Below are 24,242 nucleotides of genomic sequence, written 5' to 3'. Positions count from 1 at the left end.
ATCGACAGGCACAAGCATGACGCCTCTCATCCTCGGCCTCGCCGGCCCTGTTCTTTCGGATGAGGAACGCGCCTTCTTCGCCGATGTCGATCCGGCGGGCTTCATCCTGTTCCGCCGCAATATCGCGGATGCGGCGCAGCTTCGCGCGCTCACCGATGCCCTGCGCGCCGTTTCGGGCCGCGCGGACGTGCCGATCCTGATCGATCAGGAAGGCGGGCGCGTGGCGCGGATGCAGCCGCCGGTCTGGCCGGCCTTCCCGCGGGCCGAGGTCTTCGACCGGCTCTACGATGTGGCGCCGGCTTCCGCGATCGAGGCGGCGAAGGCGAATGCGCAGGCCATCGCGACGATGCTGCATGAAGCCGGCATCAACGTGAACTGCCTGCCGCTGCTCGACGTCCGCCAGCCGGATGCGCATGACATCATCGGCGATCGCGCGCTGGGTGCCGAACCGCTGCGCGTCGCCGCGCTGGGCCGTGCGGTGCTGGAAGGGATGCAGGCGGCCGGCGTGGTCGGCGTCGTCAAGCATATCCCCGGCCACGGCCGGGCGATGGCCGACAGCCATGTCGAACTGCCGGTCGTCACCGCTCCGGCGGAGGAACTGGAAAGCGATCTCGCGCCCTTCATCGCGCTCAACGGCGCGCCGATGGGGATGACTGCCCATGTCGTCTACACGGCGTGGGATGCGCAGGAATGCGCCAGCCTCTCCGCCAGGGTGATCGGCGATGTCATTCGCGGCCGCATCGGCTTCGATGGGCTGCTGATGTCGGACGATCTCGGCATGCACGCGCTGTCCGGCGATTTCGGGGAACGCGCGGCCGGCGTGCTGGCGGCGGGCTGCGACATCGCGCTCCATTGTTCGGGCGACATGGCGGAGATGAGGGCCGTGGCGGGCGCCGTCGGCGCGATCGCGGATGACGCGCGCGCGCGCCTCGATGGGGCCATGGCGACCGTCGCCGGGCGGGGGCCGGATATCGCCTTCGCCGATCTGGTCGCGAAGCGGGATGCCCTGCTGGCCTATGCCTGACGGGGACTTGCCGTCCGAACAATGATGGCGCCCCCGCAAAAGCCGCGCTAGCCTGTCGCCATGGCCGATGACGACGATTTCGAACTGCCTCTCGCCTCTCCCGATACGCTCACCCTCGCGCTCGACGGGTGGGAGGGGCCGCTCGATCTGCTGCTCAACCTGGCGCGGGCGCAGAAGGTGGACCTGCGCGAAATTTCCATCCTCGCCCTGGTCGAGCAATATCTCGCCTTCATCGAGGGCGCCAAGGCGCTGAAGCTGGAGATCGCCGCCGATTATCTCGTGATGGCGGCCTGGCTCGCTTACCTCAAATCGGGCCTGCTGCTGCCCAAGGACCCGGAGATCGATCCCAGCCCCGAGGAACTGGCGCTGCGCCTCCAGCTCCGGCTGCAGCGGCTGGATGCGATGCGGGAGGCCGGCGCCCGGCTGATGGCGCGGGATCGGCTGGGGCGCGATGTCTTCCAGCGCGGTTCGCCCGAAGGATTGAAGGTCGTCCGCAAGGCGGCGTGGCAGGTCGGCCTCTATGATCTGATCGCGGCCTATGGCGAGGTGCGCGCCCGTGCCGAGCCGGTTTTCCACGTCGTATCCCGCCGGCCGGTGATGACGCTGGACGAGGCGATGCGCCGGGTGGAGCGGATGATCGGCGTCAGCCTCGACTGGGCCTCGCTCGAAAGCTTCCTGCCGCCCACGCTCGATCCCGAATATCGCCGGTCGGCGCTGGCATCCAGCTTCCTGGCCGCGCTGGAGCTGGCGCGGCTGGGCAAGGCGCATATCGAGCAGGCGGAGCCTTTCGCGCCGCTGATGATCCGCGCCGCATGAACCCGCCCGACGATCTGAAGCGCGCGATCGAGGCGGCATTGTTCGCGGCCGAGGCGCCGCTGACGCTTACCGAGATCATGGCGGCGGTGGGCGAGGCGGGCGATGTCCGCCGCACGCTGGGGGCGCTGGCGGACGATTATGCCGGCCGGGGCATCAATCTGGTCGAACGCGGCGGGCGCTGGCATTTCCAGACGGCGCCGGACCTTGCCCATATCCTCCGCCGCGATCGGGAGGAGCCGCGCCGCCTTTCCCGCGCCGGGGTCGAGACGCTGGCGATCATCGCCTATCACGAGCCCGTCAGTCGCGCCGAGATCGAGGCGATTCGCGGCGTCCAGATATCGAAGGGCACGCTGGACGTGCTGATGGAAGCCGGCTGGATACGCCCGGCCGGCCGCCGCGAGGTGCCCGGCCGGCCGCTCACTTATGCAACCACCTCGGCCTTCCTCGCCCATTTCGGCCTCGCCAGCCGGCGCGACCTGCCGGGGATCGACGATCTGAAGGCCGCGGGGCTGCTGGACCCCGTCGATCTCGCCTTCGCGCAGTTGGAGGTGGAAAGCGACGACGCGGACGACTAGATAGGGGGCTTACCGGGAGAATTTACATGGGTGGCCTCAGTATCTGGCACTGGCTCGTCGTGGGCATCATCGTCCTCCTGCTGTTCGGCAAGGGGCGGTTTTCGGACATGATGGGCGATGTCGCCAAGGGCATCAAAAGCTTCAAGAAGGGCATGGCAGACGAGGATGAGGCGCCCAAGCCCGCGCCGCGCCTCCAGGCCCAGCCGCCGCTGGAGCCGAATGCCGATCGCAACCTCCAGCCGATGCAGGACGATCGGCCCGCGCAGCCCTGACGGGCGCGCCGCTTGTGCTGATCCGGGCCGGGATGCCGGCCCGGCTCGCGCCGTGACGATGCGCAGACAGGAATGGCGGGGCTGGCCGGCAGGTGATCCGGCCGGCCGCACCGCCCCGCGAAAGTAACCGAAGCTTCGATGTTCGATATCGCCCCTACGGAACTGATGCTGGTCGCGCTGGTCGCGTTGGTGGTGATCGGCCCCAAGGATCTGCCGCGCCTGATGCGTGTCGTCGGCCAGTGGGTCGCGCGCGCGCGCGGTATGGCCCGCCACTTCCGCTCCGGCTTCGACGAGATGATCCGCCAGTCGGAGATCGAGGAGATGGAGCGGAAATGGGCGGAGGAGAATGCCCGGATCATGCGCGAGCATCCGATGATGCGGGAGGAAGGCGCCCCGGCCATGACGCCGCTGCCGCCGCCCGGGGACGGCGCGCCCGATAGCCCGCCGGCGGCCGACGTGCCCGCCGCCGACACGCCTGCCGTGGACAGGCCGGCATGAGGGATATCGACGACACCAAGGCGCCGCTGCTCGACCATCTGATCGAGCTTCGCCGCCGCCTGCTATGGAGCTTCGCCGCGCTGGGCGTGGCCTTCGCGCTCTGCCTCTATTTCGCCAAGCCGATCTTCGCCTTCCTGGTGCAGCCGCTGCTGAAGGCGGGGCAGGGCAGGCTGATCTACACCAATATCTTTGAAGCCTTCTTCGTCGAGATCAAGGTGGCCTTCTTCTCGGCGCTGATGCTGGCCTTCCCGGTGGTGGCCAACCAGCTCTGGCAGTTCGTGGCGCCGGGGCTCTACGCCAAGGAGAAGAGGGCGCTGCTGCCCTTCCTCGCCTTCACCCCGCTGCTGTTCATCGCCGGGGCGGCGATGGCCTATTATGTCGCCATGCCGGTCGCCCTGCATTTCCTGCTGAGCTACCAGGGCAATATCGGCGGCGTCAGCCAGGAAGCGCTGCCGGGTGTCGGCAATTATCTGGATTTCGTGACGAAATTCATCTTCGGCTTCGGCGTCGCCTTCCTGCTGCCGGTGCTGCTGATGCTGCTGGAACGCGCCGGGATCGTGACGCGGGCGCAGCTCAAGTCCGGGCGCCGTTATGCCATCGTCGGCGCCTTCGCGGTCGCGGCGGTGCTGACCCCGCCCGACGTGATATCCCAGCTTATGCTCGCGATCCCGCTGGTGCTGCTCTACGAACTGGCGCTGATCGCGATCTGGTTCACCGAGAAGCGCCGCGCCCGGGATGTGGCGGCGGAAGACGCCACCACCGCCTGACGCGGGCGTTCCGGCTCCGTTGGTGTGGCAGGGTTACTTGGCGGCGTCCTCCACGGCCTCGCCGGCAGATTTCACGTCCTTGCCGGCGCCTTCCACGGTATTGCAGGCGGCCAGCAGCATCGTGCTGGCCATCAGGGCCAGGGTGAAGATCCTACGCATGGAAATCTCCTCTAACGTTCCGGCGCGGGCCGGAAGACGGAGGGACAATGCGCGGTCATGAAGCTTTGTTCCGCGGGTGGTTCGATCGGAACAACGCCTGGTCGCCCTGGAGGAAAGCCGTCTGCGGACCCGCTGATAGAATGCGGACCCGGGAACCGTCGTCGGGGGGAGGATCGACGGTCCCGGGCCCTGGGTTCGGATAGCGTGAGCGGGGGGGCATAAGGTCGCTATCCGAATTGCGGGAACGAGCCGGGAAGCCGCCGGTTCCGGGGCCATGAAAAAAAATCTGCGGGTCGTGGAGTCCGGGGGACGGGACGGCGATATAGCGCGATGATCTGCAAGGGCTGGGGCCGGAATCCGCCGATATGGTCGCATGTTCTACTTGGATGCGGGGACCGGATATTGTGCCATTGCATCGCGTGGCCGCCGCGTTACGGAAGGGGCGGGGATCAACCACAGGGAATGGAACCGGATGCCGACCGGACTGGTAGCGTTGCTGGACGACGTGGCGGGCATCGCCAAGCTGGCGGCGGCATCGCTGGATGACGTGTCGGCCGCCGCCGGCCGCGCCGGCACCAAGGCGGCGGGCGTGGTGATCGACGATACCGCCGTCACGCCGCGCTATGTGGTGGGCTTCTCCCCGGATCGCGAACTGCCGATCATCGGCAAGATCGCCTTGGGATCGGTGCGCAACAAGCTCCTGATCCTGCTGCCCGCCGCCCTGCTGCTGAGCGCCTTCGCCGAATGGGCGATCACGCCGCTCCTGATGCTGGGCGGCGCCTATCTCTGCTTCGAGGGCGCCGAGAAGCTGGTCCACAGCCTGGGCGGCCACCATGACGAGGCGGACGGCGAGGAGGCGGTGCCCGCCTTCGAGGAACCCGCCGCGATCGAGGCCCGGAAGGTGAGCGGGGCGGTGCGCACCGATCTGATCCTGTCGGCCGAGATCATGGCGATCGCGCTCGCCGACGTGGCGGAAAAGTCACTCGCCACCCAGGCGATCGTGCTGGCGGTGGTGGCGCTGCTGGTGACGGCGGGCGTCTATGGCGTCGTCGGCCTGATCGTGAAGATGGACGATATCGGCCTGCACCTTTCCCGCCGCGACAACGGCCTGGTCCGCGCGGTGGGCCGGGGGCTGGTGAAGGGCATGCCGGTGGTGCTGCGCGCGCTGGCGACGATCGGCATCGCGGCGATGATCTGGGTGGGCGGCGGCATCATCGTCCACGGCCTCGAACATTTCGGCCTCACCCCGCTTCCCCACCTGATCCACGACGCTGCCGAGGCCGCCGCCCATGCGCTGCCGGCGATCGGCGGTTTCGCGAGCTGGTTCGTCCAGGCGCTGGGATCGGGCATCTTCGGCGTGGCGATCGGCGCGCTGATCGTGGGCGGCCTGAAATTGGTGAAGCGATAGAAGCGGGCGGGGCGCTCCTGCCGGGGAGCGCGCCCGCAGGCTCCGTTCAAAACGCCGGGATGTCGGTGATCGCGCGGCCGAGGATCAGGGCGTGGACGTCGTGGGCGCCTTCGTAGGTGTTCACGGTTTCCAGGTTCATCGCGTGGCGCATCACCTGATATTCGCCCGAAATGCCGTTGCCGCCGTGCATGTCGCGGGCGGCGCGGGCGATGTCGAGCGCCTTGCCGACATTGTTCCGCTTGACGATCGAGATCATCTCCGGCGCGAAACGGCCCTCGTCCATCAGCCGGCCGACGCGCAGCGAAGCCTGCAGGCCGAGCGCGATATCGGTCATCATGTCGGCCAGCTTCTTCTGGTAGAGCTGGGTGGCGGCCAGCGGCCGGCCGAACTGCTTGCGGTCGAGGCCATATTGCCGCGCGGCGTGGAAGCAGAATTCGGCGGCGCCGAGCGAGCCCCAGGAAATGCCGTAGCGCGCGCGGTTGAGGCAGCCGAACGGCCCCTTGAGGCCGGACACGTTGGGCAGCAGCGCCTCTTCCCCGACTTCGACCCCGTCCAGCATCAGCATGCCGGTGATCGACGCGCGCAGCGAAAGCTTGCCCTCGATCTTCGGCGCGCTCAGGCCCTTCATGCCCTTTTCCAGCACGAAGCCCCGGATGGCGCCGCCATGGGCATCGGATTTCGCCCAGACCACGAACACGTCGGCGATCGGCGCGTTGGATATCCATGTCTTGGAACCGCTGATCCGGTATCCGCCATCGATCTTCTCCGCCCGCGTGCGCATCGCGCCCGGATCGGATCCGGCGTCGGGCTCGGTCAGGCCGAAGCAGCCGATCCATTCGCCGGTCGCCAGCTTCGGCAGATATTTGCGGCGCTGCTCTTCCGATCCGTAGGCATGGATCGGATACATGACGAGCGAGGATTGCACCGACATCATCGAACGATAGCCGGAATCCACCCGCTCCACCTCGCGCGCGACGAGGCCGTAGGCGACATAGGATGCGCCAACCCCGCCATATTCGGCCGGGATGGTCGGCCCCAGCAGGCCCAACGCCCCCATTTCGCGGAAGATCTCGGGATCGGTGGTCTCGTTGGCGAACGCCTCGATCACGCGCGGCTGCAGCTTTTCCTGCGCATATTGGGCGGCGGTATCGCGCACCATCCGCTCATCCCCGGTCAACTGGTCTTCCAGCAGGAAGGGGTCCGCCCAGTCGAACTTGGCCATGCCGCTCATCGTAACGCCTTTCTCTCACTCAAGCTGTCGTGCCCGCGATGGGGCCGGTTCATTCGGCGGCTTCGGCCGCCGCGTCCGCCACGGCGGGCGGCTGGCAGACGTCCACCCAGCGCGCGCCGACCAGATCGGCCAGCCGGGCGGGCGTCAGCCGGACCGAGCTGGTGGTCGATCCGGCCGCCGGATAGACCTCCGCGAAATCGCGCAGCGATATGTCGCAATAGACCGGGATCGCCGTCGCCAGGCCGAAGGGGCAGACCCCGCCCACGGGATGACCCGTCAGCGCCTGCACCTCCTCGGCCCCCAGCATGCGCGGGCGTCCGCCGAAGGCCGCCTTGGTCTTGCGATTGTCGATCCGGGCATCGCCGCGGGCCACCACCAGCACCACCGCATCGTTGATGCGCACCGACAGCGTCTTGGCGATCTGGCCCGGCTCCACGCCCAGCGTGCGGGCGGCATCCGCCACGGTGGCGGTGCTTTCTCCCTGATCGATGATGGCGATATCCGGCGCATGGACGGCAAGCCATGCCCGCACCGATTCCAGGCTCATCTCTATCCTTCGGAATTGTTCGTTGCGGACATCCTTGGCCGCCCGCGAGGCGGCTGACAACCCCGGCGGCTATCCGGCCCCGAAGACGGATTTGGGGATGTGGGTGATCCGGCAGGCGAGATCGGCCTCGCCCGATGCGACGACATAATGATCGCCCGCATCGGCGATGCCGGTGGTGAACACCACGTCGCGCAGATACATCAGGTCCTCGATCGGGCGGGTGAGGCCGGCATTGGCCTCCAGCAGCGGCGCCTCCCCGCCGCGCAGCACGCGCGACGGATCGTCGCGGTCGAGGATCGACCAATAGGTGCGGTATATGCCGACGATCTCGTGTCGTTCCACCCCGTGCCACAGGGTCAGCCAGCCTCCGTCGGTGAGGATGGGCGGCGCCCCGCCGCCGATCCGCGCGCTGACGGCCGTGCCCGCGCGGGGGCGGATGCCGGGGCGCTCGTACGGCTTCCAGTGGAGCGCATCGGGCGAGGTGGCGAGGTTGATCGATGGGCCGGCGCGCCACTCGCTGCCCGGCGGATAAGCGAAATACAGGTCGCCCAACGGCCGCGTCTGCGCCCAGTAACGGCCATCGATCAGCCCTTCGAAGATCAGCATGTCCTTGTTCTGGTGATCGAGGACGATGCCCTCGAACCGCCAGTCGAGCGCGTTTTCCGAGCTGTAGAGCGTGGTGCTGTGCCGTTCGGGGCTGACGGAGCAGGTCGTCATCAGCCAGCGATCGCCCACCCGGCTGATGCGGGCATCCTCTATGCCATAGCATTGCAGATCGGCCTGGGGCGCGATGGCGCGATCATAATGGACGGCCACCACCTCCAGCCCGTCCGGCGCAAGCTCGACGGGCAGCAGCCAGGAAAGCGAGGTGAGCGCCATCACCTTCCACCCGCCGCCCTGCAGCAGGAACTTGCGCGGATCGGCGGTGTCGGCCTGCTCCAGCGGCCAGGGATCGAGCACGTAGCGCCCGTCCGCCCAGCGGATGGCGTGGACATGGTCGTTGCGCACGGGCTCGCGCAGGGCCTCCGCCACACGGACCATCATCAGCAGATTGCCGTTCGGCAGCCGGGTCAGCCCCGGATTGAAGGCGCCGAGCACATAGGTTTCGGCCATCAGATGCCCGGCCAGGGGCGAGCGCGCGAGATCGACGTCGCCGGGGGCGAAGATCAGCCGATCGACCGGATATCCGGCCGGCGGGCCATTTGCGGGCGCGGCCATGGGGGGACCTTGCCGCAAGCGGGCGGCGGCCACAAGGCGGCAATGCCTGTCGACGGCGCTTACAGGCGACCGAGGAGTGGCTCGGCCGTTAACCATCGGAGGGCAAAGGAATCCATGGCTTTCGCGATCGGGCAGGGCGCTTGCTTGGTTCTGGCCATGCGTGAGCGGGGAGTGGCTTTGCATGGTGCGTGGCGTGAGCGTGGGGTGTGAAGCAGGCCGGGGGACGGGCGTGGGACAGGTGATCGCGGCAATCGCGCTGGCGGGGGTGCTGGCGGGCCTGATCGGCTACCCGCCCGAGCCGGCGGGCTGGGCGATGACGCTGGTGGCCTTCGCCACCGTCGCCGCCTCGGTCCGCCGGCGGTCGAGCCGCAGGGCTGGCCAGATCGTGTGAAGGGCGACCGGAACCGGCGCGGGGAGGCGCTGGCTCCGGGGGCTTCGGTCGGGCTGCATGGGCAAAAGCGGATTGGCACCGGCGCTGGCGGAATGGCCTGTCCGCACAAGACGACCGGGCGGCCATTCCTCCCCTTTCTGAAAGGGAGGGGTTGTGGGAGGTCAGCGCGCGGAGCGAGGGCCGCCAGCAAGAGGCAGATAGAAAGCGAGCGCCTGATCTGGCGGCGGCTATCCCGCTACCGGCTGCGATTCATGAGGTAGTTTGTCGTCGGCCCCTATGGCTGATGCAATCTTGCAAGGGCCGCCAAGTGCCTCGGCGGAACCCATCCCCAACCCCTCTCTTCCAGGGAGGGGAGGAAGTGCTGAAGGCCGTTTCCCAACCGGCCGGTCATCAGGCAGGCCGGCGTAGCGCCCCGAAACCCGCAGCCGTTGCGGCCCGCATTCCGTTAGCCACCTCGATGCAGCGAAGCGGCGAAGGCGGCCACGAATTCCTCGAGCTGGGTGAGGACCGCTGGATCGGTCAGCTCGCCTTCCGCGTCGAAGGCCTTGCCCGCGCGGGAGACGAGCAGGCGCCCGCCGGACCATTGGCGGCAGCCGAGCGAGCGCAGCACCGGCAGCCAGGCGGTCTGCGACAGGATCGTGCCGAACCCGCCGGGCGATGCGCCGATCACCGCGACGGGCTTGTCGGCGAACACCCGGCCGCTGTCCGCCGGCGGGCGCGATGCCCAGTCGATCGCGTTCTTCAGCACGCCGGGAATCGAGTTGTTATATTCGGGCGTCGCGATCAGCAGCCCGTCGGCGGCGGCGATCCGGTCCTTGAGCGTTGCGACGGCGGGCGGGATGCCGTCCTGCGCCTCGACGTCGCCGTCATAGAGCGGGATGCCGGCGATCGAGGCGATATCGATCGTCACGCCTTCGGGCGCGCGGGCGCCGGCGGCGCGGATCAGGCCGCTATTGTAGGAATGGCGGCGCAGGCTGCCCGACAATCCGACGATCGTGACCATGCTGGCGGCTCCCTGTTGTGGCGGCGGGCAGGCTGGAACGGCGCGGGGCGGGAATCAAGGGCCGCCGCCGGCCATGTTGCAAAGATTGCCGCGCCGGCCCGCTCCTCCACCCGGCCATCCACAAGATACCGCCCTTGGGTGGCGTGCCGTGGGCTGTGCCGCATCGAATTGCTAGAAGCGGATTTCCAAACGGACCTCAGAACCACGCCCGGATGCCGATCAGCGCGCGCCAGCCGCCGACGCCTTCGCCGGCATCGCGGGCGAAATCGGCGGTGTCGCCGATCTTCCGTTCATATTCGACGCCGACATAGGGGGCGAACTCGCGCGCGAATTCGTAGCGCAGCCGAGCGCCGGCGGCGATCGACGTGAGGCCGGAGCCGAGCCCCAGCTCCCGCACGTCCTGCGCGGAAAGGTCGATCTCGACGCGGGGCTGGAAGATCAGCCGCTGCGAGAGGCGCTGGTCATATTCCACCTCCGCCCGCGCGGTGAGATCGCCCTTGTGCGAGACGAAGGCGGCGGCATCGACCTCGAACCAGTAAGGCGCGAGGCCCTGGACGCCGAGGACGATCTGGGCGCGATCCGGGCCGGGGCGGAAATCGCCGCGCAGGCCGGCCTGGAGATCGAACCAGGGGCCGATCGCGTGGCTCCACAGCGCCTGCACCTCGGCATCGTCGATCCGCCCGCCGAACGCGCCCTCGCCCTCGGCCTTCAGCCACAGCCGGTCGATATCGCCGCCATACCAACCCTGCGCGTCCCACAGATAGGCATCCGGCCCCTTGCCGATCCGCGCCTCCAGCCGGTCGAGCATCGCCGTGTAGCGAGTGCCGCCGCCATGCTCCCGCCCAAGCTGCGCGCGCGCGGCCGCCATCGCCCGCGGATCGAACAGCCCGTCGGCGGCGAAGCGCGGTCCGGCCAGCGCCTCCGCCGGAGGCGGTGACAGCGGCGGGGCATCGGCGGGGGTGCCCATATTGTGGCCGGCATGCGGATCGGCCGGCGTGGCCGGCGGCATGACGTGGCCAGCATGAGGATCGACCGGAGCGGCCGGTGGCATGTGGTGGCCCGCGTGCGGATCGGCCGGGGTGGCCGGTGGCATGACGTGGCCGGCGTGCGGATCGACCGGAGCAGCCGGTGGCATGCTGTGACCGGCATGTCGATTTACCGGAGCGGCCGGCGGCATGTGGTGGCCCGCGTGCGGATCGGCCGGCGTGGCCGAAGGCATGTCATGCCCCGCATGCGGGGCCGCGGATTGCGCGTAAGCGGGCGCGGCGAGGAGGGCGCTCGCCAGCGCGGCGGCGAGGAGGGGCTTCATGCGGCCTCTCCGTCGAGCGGGCGGACGCTGACGACGCGGAACATGCCCGCATGCATGTGATAGAGCAGGTGGCAGTGGAAGGCCCAGTCGCCGGGCGCGTCGGCGGTGAGGTCGAAGCTCACCTTGCCGCCGGGCAGCACGTTCACCGTATGCTTCACGGGATGGTTGCCGGCATGGCCGTTCACCACCTCGAAGAAATGGCCGTGCAGGTGGATGGGGTGCGCCATCATGCTGTGGTTGACGAGATCGACGCGCACCCGTTCGTCGCGGGCGAAGCGGATCGGCTCGGTCACCTCGCTATAGGTCTCCCCGTCGAACGACCACATGAAGCGTTCCATGTTGCCGGTGAGGTGCAGCTCCACCCGGCGCGCGGGCGGGCGCGTGTCGGCATTGGGGGCGAGCGATACGAGATCGCGATAGGTGAGCACCTTGTGGCCGGCATCCTCCAGCCCCAGGCCCGGATCGCCGGTGCGGTCCACGGGCATGGCCGCGATCGAATCCACGCCGGGGCCGACCTTCAGGCCCGGTGGCGCCTTGCTCTTGTCGCGCATCTTCATCGGCATCTTCATGGGCAGGGCGCCGCCATGGTCCATCCCGCCATGATCCATCCCGTCGTGGCCCATGGCGCCATGATCCATGCCCATATCCTTCATGGTGAGCGTGGGGCGGGGGCGGAGCGGGGGGACGGGGGCCTGCATCCCCAGGCGCGGCGCCAGCGTGGCGCGGGCCATGCCGGATCGATCGACCGATTCCGCGACGAGGGTGAAGGCGCGGTCCTCCGTGGGCGTGACGATCACGTCATAGGTTTCGGCGACGGTGATCTGCAGCTCGTCCACCGTGACGGGGCGGACATTCTGGCCGTCGCTCGCCACCACGGCCATGGCGAGGCCGGGGATGCGGACGTTGAAGATCGTCATGGCCGAAGCGTTGACGATGCGCAGCCGCACCCGCTCGCCGGGGCGGAACAGGCCAGTCCAGTTTTCCGCCGGGCCGTGGCCGTTGACGAGATAGGTGTAGGTGGCGCCGGTGACGTCGGCGATGTCGGTGGGGTCCATCCGCATCCGGCCCCACATCGCGCGATCCGCGGCCGACATGGCGCCACCGTCGCCCAGCGCCTGCTTCTGCCAGTTGAAGTAGCCGCCCTGGGCCTTCATCTTGCGGAAGATCTCGTGCGGGTGGAGGAAGCTCCAGTCCGACAGCACGATCACATGCTCGCGATCATAGGCCACGGGGTCCGCGCCCGCCGGATCGATCACGATCGGGCCGTAATGGCCCATCTGCTCCTGCAGGCCGGAATGGCTATGATACCAGTAGGTGCCGGCCTGGCGGACGGGGAATTCGTAATGGAAGGTCTCGCCCGGCCTGATGCCGGGGAAGCTGACGCCCGGCACGCCGTCCATCTGGAAGGGCAGGATCAGGCCGTGCCAGTGGATCGACGTATCCTCGTCGAGGCCGTTGGTGACGGAAAGGCGGACCTGCTGCCCCTCGCGCAGGCGGATCAGCGGCGCGGGCAGCGTGCCGTTGACGGTGATGGCATGGCCGCTCCTGCCGCCGACGGCGAAGCGGGAATGGCCGACGGCGAGCTTGATGTCCGTGCCGCTGAGTATCGGCATGTCGGCCGTGAGGCCGTGCGCGCCGCTATGCGCCCAGGCGGGCAGGGCCGTGTTCAGCAGCAGGCCGCCGCCGAGCAACGAGGCGCCGCGCAACACATCGCGGCGGCCGATTCCATCCTTCATGCCAATTCCCACTCTCGGGGCCGGCCGGCCCCTTATTGCGACATCGGACCGGCGCGCACGGCCGATCGCGCCCATCATATCGCCGGCCGCCGGCATGTCAGCGACTTTCCCACGGCGCCGCCGGCCGGCAATCTTCGGTTACGATAGGGCACAATGTGGCCATATTTGCCGCTTAGGGCGCACGGCGTCGTAAACCGCCGATCGGGCATCGGCTGGCGTTGCGACATGGGCAAATCAGGGGAGGCGCGGCCGGTCCGCGTCCGCAATCGCTTTCATGGCAGTTTTCACGTCACGGCACATCATGGCGGCCATGCCGCTCGGCCTGAGCCTGATCTGCGCCACGCCGGCGGCGGCCGAACCGATCTCCGCCGAGGAGGCGCAGCGTATCCGCGAGGAGATCAGGCTGCTGAAGGCGCAACTCGCCCGGCTGGAAAGCCGGCTGGGGCCGGAAGAGGAGGCCGCGCCCACCGCGACGAGCGCGCCGGCTGCCGCACCGGCGCCGCCGCAGGCATCCACCGCCGTGGCCGCCGCCGCCCCGCCGCCGCCCGCCAAGGCCGCGCCCGAAACCGGCATCAGCTGGAAAGGATCGCCCCAGTTCACCAGCGACGATCGCGCCTTCAAGGTGAAGGGCCGCATCCAGGCGGATGCGGGCTATGTCTCCCACCCGCCGGGTTCGGACGACAAGGGCTTCGGCTTCACCAGCGAGATGCGCCGCATACGCCTGGGCGGCGAGGGCAAGCTGGGCTCGGGCTTCGGCTACAAGCTGGAACTGGAGCTTTCGGACAACAAGGTCGATCTGGTCGACACCTTCGTCACCCATGAGACGAAGGACTGGCTGGTCGCGATCGGCAACCAGAACCAGTTCCAGTCGCTGGACGAGCTGACCGGCGATACCACCGGATCGGTGATGGAACGCGCCGCCTTCACCGATGCCTTCGGCTTCGAACGGCGGCTGGGCATTTCCGCCCAATATCATCACAAGGACTGGCTGCTGCAGGGCGGCATCTTCACCGACGATATCGGCGCGCTTTCCAACAGCAGCGACGGGCCTTCGGGCGGGGACGAGAATAACAGCTTCGGCGTGGACGGCCGCGTCGTCTTCGCGCCCAAGGTGGACGATACCCAGCTCCATTTCGGCGCATCGGGCCATTGGCGGACGCTGAAGCGGCTGGCGGACAAGCCCACCGTCTACCGCCAGCGTCCCTTCCTGCACGGCACCAACAGCTATGTGCTGGAAACGCCGGGGCTGAACGTGGATGACGAGGTGAATTACGGGCTGGAAGCGGCCGCCATCCGCGGCCCCTGGCATGCGGTGGCGGAGGCGCACTGGCTGCGCGCCATGCGGCCGGACGCGCCCGACGTCGGCTTCTTCGGCGGCTATGCCGAGGTCGGCTATTTCCTCGCCAAGGGCGATACCCGATCCTACCGCAACGGCATATTCGGCGGCGCGGACCCGAAGCGCCCATTCGGCAAGGGCGGAATCGGCGCGGTCCAGTTGAACCTCCGCTACGACTATCTCAGCCTGAACGATCGATCGGCGGGCGTGCTGGGCGGCCGGCAGAACGCCTATCTGGCGGGATTGGTCTGGACGCCGATCAACTATCTGCGGTTCAACCTGAACTACGGATATCTCACTTATTCGCCGGGCGTGGCGGTCGACGGCGTGTTCGACGACTATAACCTGCACGTCATCGGCACGCGGATCGAACTGGACTTCTAAGCGGCGCGGACAAATTCGGATCACGGCCGCTGCTGGAATTTTCGACGACATTGCTGTCTGTACGGACCCGACGACATTGCGGACGTTGTGGCTGCCTAGCTGATTGGCCCGTCGGCGCTGTCGTATATGTCGAGGTGTAGGGACAGACCACGACAAGCCAGTGCCTGAAGTGTATCCGTTGAGAGCTTGGTCTCCTCGTTCGCGCCGCCCATGATGAGACCACAGAAGACATCGCCTGATAGACTGGTGTTGATCCTATCCCACAAGGCAGCGTCGTCCGGCACTCGATCCAGCAACTCACCTATTAGGCGTTCCAGCGGCTTGCCGGTATGCCAGCCGGTCGTTAGCTGAAATCGACCGGTGCTTGCTACCATCTCTTCACCCTCATCGGTGTAGTAGGTGTCGCCCTTGCGAGCCTGATAAGCAGGTGCGCATCCCAGCCATTCAGCAAGTTCGTCGGGGTTAAGGGTGTCGCCGACGATCCACAATGAGACCTTGCATTCGGGAATATCATTCATCGCGTGAGCTTAGCCAATCCGAGACCGCATTCCACCCCCAGCAGGGCATGCAGCGTTCCTTCGAACCGTTCGCTTGCCCCGACTTTTCTGGCGCTGATCGCCGTGCTTCCCCGCATCACCCCGGATGACGGACCTTTTTGAACGGACGCAACAGGGGGGAGCAGAGCCAGGAAAGCGCCGGCCGGTTCAGCCTGCCGCCGCTTCGTCGAGCTCGCGTTCCACGCCGTCCAGCAGGGCCTGGAAGCCCTTGTTGAGGGTGCGGTGCGGATCGGCCTTCCGGATCCATTTGCGGCTCTCCTCCACCAGCGCGCGCTGGGTGGGGGTGAGATCGGCGACGCCTTCGTCCAGCGCCACCATGTCCGAACGATCGAGCACCTCGGACTCGCTGGCATAATAAGTGCCGATCAGGCCGACCGTGGCGGCCAGGAACCAGCTTGCCGTTTCGACCAGCGCCAGTTCCTTCAGGCCCATGCGGTGGAGCAGCTCCACCACCGGCGCCTGCACCTTGAGCCAGGGGCCGGCGAGCTGATCGTCCCACCCCATCAGCTTCATGACGCCATGGTGACTTTCATACAGATTGGCGACGTGATTCTGCCAGGCGAGCAGCTGCTCGCGCCACGGCCTGTCCGCCGGCATGTCCGGGAAATCGGCGAACACCGCCGCCGACATCGCCGCCAGCAGCGCGGTGCGCGTCGGGAAATAGCGGTAGAGCGCGGGCGGGGAGACCGAGAGTTCGCGGGCGATCCGGGCCATGGTCAGCTCGTCGCCCGGATGCGCGTCCAGCAGCTTCAGCGCGATATCGACGATGGCGTCGGCCGAAAGCATCGCCGGGCGGCCGCGCATCGCGGCGGGCGTGACGGAGGGCGGCGTGTCCTCATCCGCGAACAGGGTCCGATTCTGGCTATTGCTGCTCGCCACGACTTAGTTTACCTCAATAAGTAAATAAGAGAAACAAATTCGATCCCCGCGATAGGCGAGCCCGGCGGGAAAGACAACCGAGGAGAGGATAATGGCTGATTTCCTGATCAAGGGCGGCACCGTCGTCGACGGCAAGATGACGCCCGCTTATGCCGCCGACGTGCGGGTGACGGGCGACCGCATCGCCGAGATCGGCGCCGGCCTGGCGCCGCGCGGCGGCGATGAGCGGGTGGTGGACGCGACCGGATGCTATGTGACGCCGGGCTTCATCGAGGCGCACACCCATTTCGACGCGACGATGTGGTGGCAGGACGATCTCAACCCGCTGCCCGGCTATGGCGCGACGACGATCATCATGGGCAATTGCGGTTTCTCCTGCGCGCCCATCTCCGACGACAAGGCCGCGACGCAGGAGGTGATCAACATCTTCTCCTTCTTCGAGGACATCGCCAAGGAGCCGTTCGTCTCCGAGCTGCCGTGGGACTGGCGCAAGTGGAGCGAATATAAGGCGTCGCTGACCTCCAAGGTCCGCATCCCGCTGAATTATGCCGCCTATGTCGGCCATATCGCCATCCGGCTTGCGGTGATGGGCCTCGATGCGTGGGAACGCACCGCCACCCCGCTGGAGATCGAGCGGATGTGCGAGCTGCTGGACGACGCGCTCAACGCCGGTGCGCTCGGCCTTTCGACCAACCTGCTCGATCATGACGGCGACGACCGCCCCGTGCCGACGCAGATCGCCGACGATGCCGAATATGCCGCCCTGTTCGAGGTGCTGGATCGCCACCCCGGCAGCGCCGTCCAGGTCATCATCGATACCTTCATGCGCATGACCGGCCCGGAAATGGTCGCCCGCATGGGCCGGCTGCTGGAAGGCAAGTCGGTCCGCATGCAGTGGGCCGGCCTCCCCACCCTCGAATTCCAGAAGCCGACCCTCGGGCCGCTCCAGAAGCTGCACGACGACTTCAAGGCGCAGGGCAAGGATTATTGGACGGCCTTCACCCATGTCTCGCCGACCAACACGCTCTCGCTCACCAAGTCGCTGATCTTCGCCCAGTCGAACGATTATGCCTGGCACGAGGTGGTGCAGGCCGAAACCGACGAGGAGAAGGAGCGCCTGCTCGCCGATCCCGAATGGCGCGCCCGCGCCCGCGACAGCTGGGACAACCATGCCTGGGCGCATGCGCCGATGAACCGGCCGGACGACCTGCTGCTGCGCAATTCGGATAATGGCGCGGGGCCGGTGAACCTGACGCTGACCGAATATATGAAGCAGTCGGGCGCGGCCCACCGTTCGGACGCGATGGCGGACTGGATCCTGAAGAACGGGGTGAAGTCCACCGTCCACATGGCGCCGTTCCCGATGAACGAGGAACTGGTGATCGAGTTGATCCGCGATCCGATGTCGGTGGGCAATGTCTCCGACGCCGGCGCCCATGCCCAGATGTTCTGCGGGCCGGGCGAGAATATGCTGCTGTTCACTTATTATGTGCGGGGCGGCAAGATCAGCATCGAGGAGGCTGTGCACGTCCAGACCGGCAAGCTCGCCAGGCATTTCAACCTGAAGGGACGCGGCGTTCTGGAAGAAGGCGCGCCGGCCGATATCACCGTGTTCAACATCGACGAGATCGAACGGCGCGAGGAGCGCAAGATCTTCGACGTGCCCGATGGCCATGGCGGCATCACCTGGCGCTATACCCGCGATCCCGCGCCGATGCGCCTCACCCTCGTCAATGGCGAGGCGACCTTCGACGGCGGCGAGCCCACCGGCAAGCGGCCGGGCGAGTTCCTGAGCCCGCAGGTGGATTCCGCCTACAGCATGGCGGCCGAATAAGGGGCCGGACCGGCGGGACGGGGCGTTTCATCCGTTCCGCCGGATCACGGAAAGGCGATAACGCCGAAAGGACTCGATGAACGAATAAGCGACCTAAGTCGGGCGGGGTGGCGCGCAAAGTCGAGCAAAGACGAGCGGGAAGTCTCGATCGTCGAATTTGGCCCGATCGCGCATCAGAATTTCGATGCAAGGCGCTTCATTATTCGCCGGGGGAGATGTAGCCTCCGGCACAGATACGAGCCGGCGCCCAAGCCGGTCGCATCCACAGGGAGAGGAAAATGAGGAAGTCGCTTGTCGCGGCGTTGCTCGCCAGCGCCGCTATGTTCGCTTCGGTTCCCGCTTACGCCCAGGACAGCGCCGCCGCCGACGCGCAGGAGACTGTCGGCATCGCCGATATCGTCGTGACCGCCCAGCGGCGCGAGGAAGCGCTGCAGAACGTGCCGGTCGCCGTGACCGCGCTCAGCAGCGACGCGCTGGACCAGATGCGCGTCACCAACGTGAAGAACCTGGCGGGCGTGGCGCCCAACCTGCAGATCAACACGCAGGGCCTGCAATCCAATCCCACCATCATCATCCGCGGCATCGCATCGGGCACGTCCAACAATGCCGTCGATCCCAAGGTCGGCATCTATCTGGACGGCGTCTATATCGGTCGCACCGTCGGCTCGGTGTTCGACCTGGCCGATATCGAGCGCGTCGAGGTGCTGCGCGGCCCGCAGGGCACGCTGTTCGGCCGCAACGCGACATCGGGCGCCATCAGCCTCGTCACCGCCGCGCCGAGCGGCGAATGGGGCATGAAGGCCACCGGTTCCTACGGCAATTACGATGCGTGGCGCGGCAAGATCACGCTGGACCTGCCGGCGCTGGGACCGCTTTCGGTGAAGGTTGCCTATCTGCACGACCAGATCGAGGGCGACCAGACCAACCTGATCGGCGGCCGGACGCTGGACCTGAGCGTGCGCGATCCGCGCTTCGGCAACCTGCGCTACAGCAACAAGCTGGGCGGCCGGAACATCGACGGCGGCCAGCTCGCTGCGCGGCTTGATGCGTCGGATGATTTCCGCATCGATTACCGCTTCGACTATACCGATGCCCGCGCCGTGGGCCGTGGCGTGCAGAGCCTGGGCGTGATCCCGGATGCCTCCGGCCAGCTCCTCCAGCCGATCGTGAACCTGCAGGGATTGCTGGGCGGGATCACCAACGAATCCACGAAGCGGATCGACAATCTCGCCAACGCCACCTCGCTTGAACATGTCGTGACGCAGGGCCACAGCCTGACGCTCAACTGGGACGTAAGCGATGCGCTGACGGTGAAGAGCATCACCGCCTACCGCAAGTTCAAGCAGGACCCGTATGTCTACGACCTCGCCGCATCGGGCGGGTTGAAGTTCACGGTCGGCCAGTTGCGCAGCCTGCTGCTGGATGGCGGAACGACACTGTTCGATCCGGCCAATCTGCCGGGACCTAACGACAGCTTCTTCTCGCTCCTGACCGCGCGCGCGACCAAGCAGAAGCAGTTCACCCAGGAAGTGCAGTTCCAATATACCCAGGACCGCTGGGAACTGACGGCCGGCGTGTTCTACTTCCATGAAAACTCGCCCGCGACCGACATTCTCGGCATCCTCCAGCCGGTGGCGAACGGCAAGGTCGTTGGCGATCAGGCGATCCTGACGGCGTTCCCGGTCGGCACGCCGCTGGCGCCGTTCGGCATCGACATCAATGGTGACGGGGTGCTCGATGCCCGCGACGTCAATTCCTTCGATGCGCTGTTCGGCAGCGGCACGACCGACACCCGCGCAATCAACGACTCGATGGCGATCTACGGCCAGGCAACCTGGCACGTGACCGACAAGTTCGATCTGACCGGTGGCCTGCGCTACACGCTCGACGATCGGCAGACCAATATCTACAGCATCGCCGGCGGCCAGGGCGGTCAGCTCGGGCCGGGCAAGTACAAGGCCCATTTCGACAAGATCAACTTCACCGCCATCGCCACCTACCGGCCGACCGACGACGTCACCGCCTACGGCAAGGTTTCGTCCGGTTACGTCGCGGGCGGCATCCTGAGCGGCATCCCCTACAAGCCGGAATCGCTGATCGCCTACGAACTGGGCCTCAAGACGAAGTTCTGGGACAATCGCGTCCGGGCCAACTTCGCGGCCTTCTACAGCGATTACAAGGATCTGCAGACCCAGAACTTCATCGATGGCGTCCAGTTCTTCGACAATGCCGGCAAGGCGCACATCAAGGGCTTCGAGGCCGAGGTGGACGTGGTGCCGGTGCGCGGCCTGACGCTGAGCGGCAATCTCGGCTATCAGGACTTCAACTATAAGGAGTTCATCCTGGCCGGCGTCGACGTTTCGGATGTCGCGCGGACGACCTATTCGTCCAAGTGGACCGGGCGGATTTCGGGCCAGTATGACGCGCCGGAATTCTCGAACGGCGGCAATGCCTTCGTCCGTCTGGAAGGCCGCTACAAGTCCAAGGCGCCGCTGGTCTCGACGCCGATCACCGACCTTGCCGGCAATGTCTCGCCGCTCGAACAATATGCCTACACCAAGGCCTATTGGCTGGTCGACGGGCGGCTGGGCGTCGCCAACCTGCCGCTGGGCGGGGTGGATGCCAGCATCTCCGTCTACGGCCAGAACCTGTTCGATGTGGACTACAACCCCTTCGGCGCGCCGGTGCTGTCGCTGACCACGACCTACGATCGCGGCCGTACCTATGGCGTGGAACTGGGCATCAAGTTCTAGGCCGGGGATGAATGTGAAGGGGGCGCCGGCAGCGGTGCCCCCGATTTTTTCCGGGCCGCCCGAAGGCCCGCAGATGATGAGGTTTCAAGATAATGGCTGATCCGAACCCCGTGCTCGCTGGCCGCGTGGCGCTGGTCACGGGCGCCAGCCGCGGCATCGGCCGGGCCATCGCCCAGCGGCTGGCGGCGGCCGGCGCCACCGTGGTGGTGACCGCGCGATCGCTGAACGGCGCCGCCGCATCCCAGCGCTTCGGCAACGCGCAGATCGTGCCGGGCACGCTGGCCGAGACGGTGGCGCTGATCGAGGCCGCCGGCGGGCGCGCCATCCCGATCGACGCCGACCTCGAAAAGGCCGAGGACCGCGCGACGCTGGTGGAGCGCGCGGTGGACGCGGCCGGGCGGATCGACATCCTCGTCAACAATGCCGGCTTCGCCGATTATGCCCGCATCGACGCGATGAGCCTGGAGACGTTCGATCGCACCTTCGAACATTATCTGCGCGCGCCCTTCGCGCTAATCCGCGCCGCCGTGCCGCAGATGAAGGCGCAGGGCGCGGGCTGGATCGTCAATATCGGATCGGTGACGGCGCTGCCGCCGACCCGGCCCTATCAGGATTATGCCAAGGCGGGCGGCGACACCGCTTATGCCGCGATCAAGGCGGCGCTCCACCGTTTCAGCCAGGGGCTGGCGGCGGAGCTGGTGGACCATGATATCGCCGTCAACGTGGTGGGGCCTTCCACTGCCATCCGCACGCCGGGCGCGTCCCAGCTGATCCCGGACGATTTCCCGACCGAGGATGTCGAATATCTGGCGGAAACCGTGCTCGCCATGTGCCACCGCCCGGCGGCCGAGCGCACCGGCCTGGTCGCCTTTTCCATGCATTATCCGCACCATGAAGGGCTGACCGTGCGCACGCTGGACGGCGCGGGCACGATGCCCGCGCGCGAGCCGCCGGCCTTTTCGCACCCGGCCATCGCGCCGGCCGGAATTTGAGGGGAGGGGCCGTGAGCACCGCCACGACCATCTATGTGATCGACGAGATCGTCGCCCTGCCGGGCAAAGGCCGCGCGCTGCTGGAGGCTTATCACGAACGCTATGCCCCCGGCGCCCGCGCGCGGGGCATGGCGCTGGATCGCGTCCTGGTATCGCCGCCGATGTGGCTGGACGACGACAGCAACACCATCACCATAAGCTGGACGATCCAGGGCGCGCCGGCCTGGTGGGGCATGAGCTTCCAGTCGCGCAACGATCCCGGCGTGGCGGACTGGTGGGCGGAGGTGGATGAGATGATCGTCCGCCGCAGCCGCCATTTCGCCACGGCCGAAAGCGATATCGCGGAGATCTGCAATGTTTAGCCTCGTCAGCCTGGTCCATCTGGCCGAGGGCGCCGAAGGCGATGTTTCGGCGGCGCTGGGCGCGCTGGAGGCCCGCGTGGCGCGGACGCTGCCGGGCACGTTCAACGGCGGCGACCTGATCGCCCATTTCGACTTCGCCGACGAGGACAGCTATCGCGACGTGCTGCCCGCGATCGATGCGGTGCTGGGGGGCGGGGGCGTGACGCGCGCCGACAGCGCCTTCTACCGCCACGGCCGCCACGGCGCGGCCGATCCGGGGCTGGCGACCGGCGTCTATCGCGCATTGCTGCTGAGCGCGGACCGGCCGGTCAGCCGCCCGGTGCTCGACAAGTTCGAGGCCGAGATGGTGCGCATGCCGCATTATATCCCCGCCATCCGCAACTGGCGGCTGAGCCGGGTGATCGAGGCGCGGGGCGAGCGGCGCTGGACGCATGTGTGGGAGCAGGAATATGCCTCGCTCGAGGGGCTGAACGGCCCTTACATGCTCCATCCCTACCATTGGGCGCGGATCGACCGCTGGTTCGATCCCGAATGCCCCGACTGGATGATCGACACGCGGCTCTGCCACAGCTTCTGCGCCTTCGGGCGCGCTGTGCTGACCGCCTGAGGGAGAGGCCCGACATGCGGGGACTGGACGGCAAGGCGATCCTGATCGCGGGCGGCGGGGGCGGCATCGGCGCGGCATCGGCCGAACGGCTGGCCGCAGAAGGCGCGCGCGTGGTGGTGGGCGATCTGTTCCTCGAGGGCGCGGAAGCCTGCGCGGCGCGCATCCGCGCGGCTGGCGGCGATGCCGTGGCAATCGGCTACGATCAGGCGGAGGAAGCCTCCATCGCCGGGTTGGTGGCCGCAACCGTCGATCGGCTGGGCAAGCTCGATTGCGTGCTGGCCAATGCGGCGGACATGCAATCGATCATGCTGGACGGGGACATATTGTCCTGCGCGCTCGACGTGTTCGATCGCTCCATCCAGGTCGACATGCGCGGCTATTTCCTGATCGCGCGCCATGCCCTGCCGCATTTGATCCAGAGCAGGGGCGCGATCGCCTTCACCAGCTCCGCCGCCTCGATCGTGGGCGAGCCGGAGCGCGTGGCCTATGGCATGGCCAAGGCGGCGGTGAACGCGCTCACCCGCCACATCGCCTCGCGCTGGGGCAAGGAAGGCGTGCGGTCGAACGCGATCCTGCCGGGCTTCGTCTATACGGAAAAGACCCGCGATCACCTGCCCGAGGAATTCCGCCGTCATGCCGTGGCGGCGACGCGCAGCACGCGGCTGGGCGAACCGGCGGACATCGCCGCGATGGTGGCCCACCTGTTTTCGGACGACGGGGCCTGGATCAACGGCCAGACGCTGAGCGTGGATGGCGGCGCGACGATGCGCTGAGGCAGGGAGCAGGATTATGGACGACAAGGCGGCAATGAGCCCCGTTAAGGGCCTTCTGATCCTGCTGGCGGTGATCGTGGTGCTCGCCGGCTATATCGCCGCGGTCGCGGCGCTGCACCTGAGCGAGGCGTGGGCGGGCTTCCTCTTCCTCCTCTATTGGTCGATGGTCGAGCAGGCGCGGGTGGACCGGCTGGCGAAATCGATCATCGGCGCCTTCGTCGGCGCGGGCACCGCCGCGATGATGGCGCTGCTGCCGCCGTTGATGGGCGCGGGGCCGGGCATGGCGCTGTTCCTGGCCGTCGTCCTGCTGTTGGTCTATGCGATCATCATGGGCTGGGCGCCGATCGCCGTGAACATGGCGACGATGATCTTCCTGACGGTGGGCACGGTCCCCCATGTGCAGGCCAATGCCGATTTCCTGCAGATTTTCTACGGCATCGCCGCCGGCATCGTCTATTTCGGCGGACTGGCGCTGATCGCCGGTGCGCTTTCGAAGAAGAAGGCCGCCACGCCCGCCGAGGCGTAAGGACTCGTCCGGGAAGTCCGGCGGACCGGATTTCCCGGATCCTTACCGACCCCTATCGCCAATAATGGTTGGCGGCTGCCACCGTCTGGAAATTGATCGCGATTACCTGGGAGCCGGCGATGAGCTGCGCGGTATCGTGGTCATTGGCCGGGCGGAGCTGCTGACGGACCTCATTCGATGGCTGGGTGACTTTCGCGCCGACGCGGGGACAGCTTGGCCGCGCGTTCGAACCCGGCCTCGGCCGTTGGGGTGACGAGGGTGGGAAGCCATGAATCCGCCATGGTG

26 protein-coding genes are annotated in these 24,242 nt (G+C 67.3%); 16 read left to right on the top strand and 10 right to left on the bottom strand.

Features of this window, described 5'->3' with window-relative positions:
- Nucleotides 1-16 precede the first annotated feature (16 nt).
- The 6 genes from nagZ to tatC all read left to right on the top strand — a co-directional run bounded on the left by nagZ (nt 17) and on the right by tatC (nt 3,952).
- Nucleotides 17-1,024 carry a beta-N-acetylhexosaminidase gene (nagZ, locus tag G432_RS05535; protein ID WP_015457840.1) on the top strand — a complete coding sequence of 336 codons (1,008 nt, stop codon included), beginning with the start codon at nt 17-19 and terminating at the stop codon, nt 1,022-1,024.
- A gap of 60 nt (nt 1,025-1,084) precedes the next feature.
- Nucleotides 1,085-1,840: a segregation and condensation protein A gene (locus G432_RS05530; protein ID WP_015457839.1), complete on the top strand. Its 756-nt coding sequence runs from the start codon at nt 1,085-1,087 to the stop codon at nt 1,838-1,840.
- Nucleotides 1,837-2,415 (top strand): SMC-Scp complex subunit ScpB, encoded by a 579-nt coding sequence (gene scpB / locus G432_RS05525; protein ID WP_015457838.1) that lies wholly within the window; start codon nt 1,837-1,839, stop codon nt 2,413-2,415. Before G432_RS05530 ends, scpB begins: the two co-directional genes overlap by 4 nt.
- Nucleotides 2,416-2,441: 26 nt before the next feature.
- Nucleotides 2,442-2,687, top strand: coding sequence for a twin-arginine translocase TatA/TatE family subunit (locus G432_RS05520; protein ID WP_015457837.1), 246 nt, complete (start codon nt 2,442-2,444; stop codon nt 2,685-2,687).
- A gap of 138 nt (nt 2,688-2,825) precedes the next feature.
- Nucleotides 2,826-3,185 (top strand): Sec-independent protein translocase protein TatB, encoded by a 360-nt coding sequence (gene tatB, locus G432_RS22440; RefSeq protein ID WP_015457836.1) that lies wholly within the window; start codon nt 2,826-2,828, stop codon nt 3,183-3,185.
- The gene (tatC, locus tag G432_RS05510; protein WP_015457835.1) at nt 3,182-3,952 is read left to right on the top strand and encodes a twin-arginine translocase subunit TatC; all 771 of its coding nucleotides are present in this window, start codon (nt 3,182-3,184) and stop codon (nt 3,950-3,952) included. The genes tatB and tatC overlap by 4 nt, the downstream gene beginning before the upstream one ends.
- A gap of 33 nt (nt 3,953-3,985) precedes the next feature.
- Here tatC and G432_RS05505 read toward each other — a convergent pair whose 3' ends face one another.
- Nucleotides 3,986-4,111 carry an entericidin A/B family lipoprotein gene (locus G432_RS05505; RefSeq protein ID WP_015457834.1) on the bottom strand — a complete coding sequence of 42 codons (126 nt, stop codon included), beginning with the start codon at nt 4,109-4,111 and terminating at the stop codon, nt 3,986-3,988.
- A gap of 472 nt (nt 4,112-4,583) precedes the next feature.
- Between G432_RS05505 and G432_RS05500 the strand changes: the two genes are divergently transcribed.
- Nucleotides 4,584-5,519, top strand: a complete 936-nt coding sequence (locus tag G432_RS05500; RefSeq protein ID WP_015457833.1) for a DUF808 domain-containing protein — start codon at nt 4,584-4,586, stop codon at nt 5,517-5,519.
- Between the two features lie 46 nt (nt 5,520-5,565).
- Here the strand turns inward: G432_RS05500 and G432_RS05495 are convergent, their stop codons facing one another.
- From G432_RS05495 to G432_RS05485, 3 genes are all read right to left on the bottom strand, one after another.
- Entirely contained in the window at nt 5,566-6,750 is a 1,185-nt protein-coding gene (locus G432_RS05495) for an acyl-CoA dehydrogenase (RefSeq protein WP_015457832.1), read from the bottom strand.
- A gap of 49 nt (nt 6,751-6,799) precedes the next feature.
- Complete coding sequence (locus tag G432_RS05490; protein WP_015457831.1) at nt 6,800-7,297, bottom strand: YbaK/EbsC family protein; 498 nt, start codon at nt 7,295-7,297, stop codon at nt 6,800-6,802.
- A gap of 69 nt (nt 7,298-7,366) precedes the next feature.
- Entirely contained in the window at nt 7,367-8,515 is a 1,149-nt protein-coding gene (locus G432_RS05485) for a glycosidase related protein (RefSeq protein WP_015457830.1), read from the bottom strand.
- Between the two features lie 181 nt (nt 8,516-8,696).
- On the opposite strand from G432_RS05485, the gene G432_RS05480 reads away from it, so the two are divergent.
- Entirely contained in the window at nt 8,697-8,906 is a 210-nt protein-coding gene (locus tag G432_RS05480) for a hypothetical protein (protein WP_041864811.1), read from the top strand.
- 445 nt (nt 8,907-9,351) lie between these two features.
- Here the strand turns inward: G432_RS05480 and G432_RS05475 are convergent, their stop codons facing one another.
- The 3 genes from G432_RS05475 to G432_RS05465 all read right to left on the bottom strand — a co-directional run bounded on the left by G432_RS05475 (nt 9,352) and on the right by G432_RS05465 (nt 12,954).
- The gene (locus G432_RS05475) at nt 9,352-9,909 is read right to left on the bottom strand and encodes an NADPH-dependent FMN reductase (RefSeq protein ID WP_015457829.1); all 558 of its coding nucleotides are present in this window, start codon (nt 9,907-9,909) and stop codon (nt 9,352-9,354) included.
- A gap of 196 nt (nt 9,910-10,105) precedes the next feature.
- Nucleotides 10,106-11,218 (bottom strand): copper resistance protein B, encoded by a 1,113-nt coding sequence (locus G432_RS05470; protein WP_041864810.1) that lies wholly within the window; start codon nt 11,216-11,218, stop codon nt 10,106-10,108.
- The gene (locus tag G432_RS05465; protein WP_015457827.1) at nt 11,215-12,954 is read right to left on the bottom strand and encodes a copper resistance system multicopper oxidase; all 1,740 of its coding nucleotides are present in this window, start codon (nt 12,952-12,954) and stop codon (nt 11,215-11,217) included. Before G432_RS05465 ends, G432_RS05470 begins: the two co-directional genes overlap by 4 nt.
- A gap of 310 nt (nt 12,955-13,264) precedes the next feature.
- On the opposite strand from G432_RS05465, the gene G432_RS05460 reads away from it, so the two are divergent.
- Nucleotides 13,265-14,674, top strand: coding sequence for an OprO/OprP family phosphate-selective porin (locus tag G432_RS05460; protein WP_015457826.1), 1,410 nt, complete (start codon nt 13,265-13,267; stop codon nt 14,672-14,674).
- Nucleotides 14,675-14,769: 95 nt separating this feature from the next.
- Here the strand turns inward: G432_RS05460 and G432_RS05455 are convergent, their stop codons facing one another.
- Both G432_RS05455 and G432_RS05450 read right to left on the bottom strand, forming a co-directional pair.
- Complete coding sequence (locus G432_RS05455) at nt 14,770-15,192, bottom strand: DUF4279 domain-containing protein (RefSeq protein WP_015457825.1); 423 nt, start codon at nt 15,190-15,192, stop codon at nt 14,770-14,772.
- 186 nt (nt 15,193-15,378) lie between these two features.
- Nucleotides 15,379-16,110: a TetR/AcrR family transcriptional regulator gene (locus G432_RS05450; RefSeq protein WP_015457824.1), complete on the bottom strand. Its 732-nt coding sequence runs from the start codon at nt 16,108-16,110 to the stop codon at nt 15,379-15,381.
- A gap of 91 nt (nt 16,111-16,201) precedes the next feature.
- On the opposite strand from G432_RS05450, the gene G432_RS05445 reads away from it, so the two are divergent.
- From G432_RS05445 to G432_RS05415, 7 genes are all read left to right on the top strand, one after another.
- Nucleotides 16,202-17,944: an N-acyl-D-amino-acid deacylase family protein gene (locus G432_RS05445; RefSeq protein WP_015457823.1), complete on the top strand. Its 1,743-nt coding sequence runs from the start codon at nt 16,202-16,204 to the stop codon at nt 17,942-17,944.
- A 278-nt stretch (nt 17,945-18,222) separates the two neighbouring features.
- On the top strand, nt 18,223-20,697 hold the full coding sequence (locus G432_RS05440; RefSeq protein WP_015457822.1) for a TonB-dependent receptor: 2,475 nt from the start codon (nt 18,223-18,225) through the stop codon (nt 20,695-20,697).
- Between the two features lie 92 nt (nt 20,698-20,789).
- Nucleotides 20,790-21,689, top strand: a complete 900-nt coding sequence (locus tag G432_RS05435) for an SDR family NAD(P)-dependent oxidoreductase (protein ID WP_015457821.1) — start codon at nt 20,790-20,792, stop codon at nt 21,687-21,689.
- Between the two features lie 11 nt (nt 21,690-21,700).
- Nucleotides 21,701-22,051, top strand: coding sequence for a hypothetical protein (locus G432_RS05430; protein WP_015457820.1), 351 nt, complete (start codon nt 21,701-21,703; stop codon nt 22,049-22,051).
- Nucleotides 22,044-22,658 carry a Dabb family protein gene (locus G432_RS05425; RefSeq protein ID WP_015457819.1) on the top strand — a complete coding sequence of 205 codons (615 nt, stop codon included), beginning with the start codon at nt 22,044-22,046 and terminating at the stop codon, nt 22,656-22,658. Before G432_RS05430 ends, G432_RS05425 begins: the two co-directional genes overlap by 8 nt.
- A 14-nt stretch (nt 22,659-22,672) precedes the next feature.
- Nucleotides 22,673-23,431, top strand: a complete 759-nt coding sequence (locus G432_RS05420) for an SDR family NAD(P)-dependent oxidoreductase (RefSeq protein ID WP_015457818.1) — start codon at nt 22,673-22,675, stop codon at nt 23,429-23,431.
- A gap of 16 nt (nt 23,432-23,447) precedes the next feature.
- A complete protein-coding gene (locus G432_RS05415; RefSeq protein WP_015457817.1) occupies nt 23,448-23,957 on the top strand; it encodes an archaellin/type IV pilin N-terminal domain-containing protein in 510 nt (169 codons plus the stop codon).
- A 52-nt stretch (nt 23,958-24,009) separates the two neighbouring features.
- Here G432_RS05415 and G432_RS24315 read toward each other — a convergent pair whose 3' ends face one another.
- On the bottom strand, nt 24,010-24,231 hold the full coding sequence (locus G432_RS24315) for a hexameric tyrosine-coordinated heme protein (RefSeq protein WP_330218202.1): 222 nt from the start codon (nt 24,229-24,231) through the stop codon (nt 24,010-24,012).
- Between the last annotated feature and the right edge of the window lie 11 nt (nt 24,232-24,242).

Origin of the sequence: Sphingomonas sp. MM-1 (assembly GCF_000347675.2) — a bacterium.
Taxonomy (GTDB): Bacteria; Pseudomonadota; Alphaproteobacteria; order Sphingomonadales; family Sphingomonadaceae; genus Sphingomonas_E; species Sphingomonas_E fennica.
This window is presented reverse-complemented; position numbering and strand designations above follow the sequence as displayed.

Excerpts from the sequence above, each read along its gene's own strand:
- G432_RS05520 (WP_015457837.1), top strand. The coding sequence starts at position 2,442 with ATGGGTGGCCTCAGTATCTGGCACTGGCTCGTCGTGGGCATCATCGTC.
- tatB (WP_015457836.1), top strand. The coding sequence starts at position 2,826 with ATGTTCGATATCGCCCCTACGGAACTGATGCTGGTCGCGCTGGTCGCG.
- tatC (WP_015457835.1), top strand. The coding sequence starts at position 3,182 with ATGAGGGATATCGACGACACCAAGGCGCCGCTGCTCGACCATCTGATC.
- G432_RS05495 (WP_015457832.1), bottom strand. The coding sequence starts at position 6,750 with ATGAGCGGCATGGCCAAGTTCGACTGGGCGGACCCCTTCCTGCTGGAA.
- G432_RS05485 (WP_015457830.1), bottom strand. The coding sequence starts at position 8,515 with ATGGCCGCGCCCGCAAATGGCCCGCCGGCCGGATATCCGGTCGATCGG.
- G432_RS05470 (WP_041864810.1), bottom strand. The coding sequence starts at position 11,218 with ATGAAGCCCCTCCTCGCCGCCGCGCTGGCGAGCGCCCTCCTCGCCGCG.
- G432_RS05465 (WP_015457827.1), bottom strand. The coding sequence starts at position 12,954 with ATGAAGGATGGAATCGGCCGCCGCGATGTGTTGCGCGGCGCCTCGTTG.
- G432_RS05440 (WP_015457822.1), top strand. The coding sequence starts at position 18,223 with ATGAGGAAGTCGCTTGTCGCGGCGTTGCTCGCCAGCGCCGCTATGTTC.
- G432_RS05505 (WP_015457834.1), bottom strand. The coding sequence starts at position 4,111 with ATGCGTAGGATCTTCACCCTGGCCCTGATGGCCAGCACGATGCTGCTG.
- G432_RS05420 (WP_015457818.1), top strand. The coding sequence starts at position 22,673 with ATGCGGGGACTGGACGGCAAGGCGATCCTGATCGCGGGCGGCGGGGGC.
- G432_RS05445 (WP_015457823.1), top strand. The coding sequence starts at position 16,202 with ATGGCTGATTTCCTGATCAAGGGCGGCACCGTCGTCGACGGCAAGATG.
- G432_RS05475 (WP_015457829.1), bottom strand. The coding sequence starts at position 9,909 with ATGGTCACGATCGTCGGATTGTCGGGCAGCCTGCGCCGCCATTCCTAC.
- G432_RS05455 (WP_015457825.1), bottom strand. The coding sequence starts at position 15,192 with ATGAATGATATTCCCGAATGCAAGGTCTCATTGTGGATCGTCGGCGAC.
- scpB (WP_015457838.1), top strand. The coding sequence starts at position 1,837 with ATGAACCCGCCCGACGATCTGAAGCGCGCGATCGAGGCGGCATTGTTC.
- G432_RS05530 (WP_015457839.1), top strand. The coding sequence starts at position 1,085 with ATGGCCGATGACGACGATTTCGAACTGCCTCTCGCCTCTCCCGATACG.
- G432_RS05500 (WP_015457833.1), top strand. The coding sequence starts at position 4,584 with ATGCCGACCGGACTGGTAGCGTTGCTGGACGACGTGGCGGGCATCGCC.
- G432_RS05460 (WP_015457826.1), top strand. The coding sequence starts at position 13,265 with ATGCCGCTCGGCCTGAGCCTGATCTGCGCCACGCCGGCGGCGGCCGAA.
- nagZ (WP_015457840.1), top strand. The coding sequence starts at position 17 with ATGACGCCTCTCATCCTCGGCCTCGCCGGCCCTGTTCTTTCGGATGAG.
- G432_RS05425 (WP_015457819.1), top strand. The coding sequence starts at position 22,044 with ATGTTTAGCCTCGTCAGCCTGGTCCATCTGGCCGAGGGCGCCGAAGGC.
- G432_RS05480 (WP_041864811.1), top strand. The coding sequence starts at position 8,697 with ATGGTGCGTGGCGTGAGCGTGGGGTGTGAAGCAGGCCGGGGGACGGGC.
- G432_RS05415 (WP_015457817.1), top strand. The coding sequence starts at position 23,448 with ATGGACGACAAGGCGGCAATGAGCCCCGTTAAGGGCCTTCTGATCCTG.
- G432_RS05435 (WP_015457821.1), top strand. The coding sequence starts at position 20,790 with ATGGCTGATCCGAACCCCGTGCTCGCTGGCCGCGTGGCGCTGGTCACG.
- G432_RS05490 (WP_015457831.1), bottom strand. The coding sequence starts at position 7,297 with ATGAGCCTGGAATCGGTGCGGGCATGGCTTGCCGTCCATGCGCCGGAT.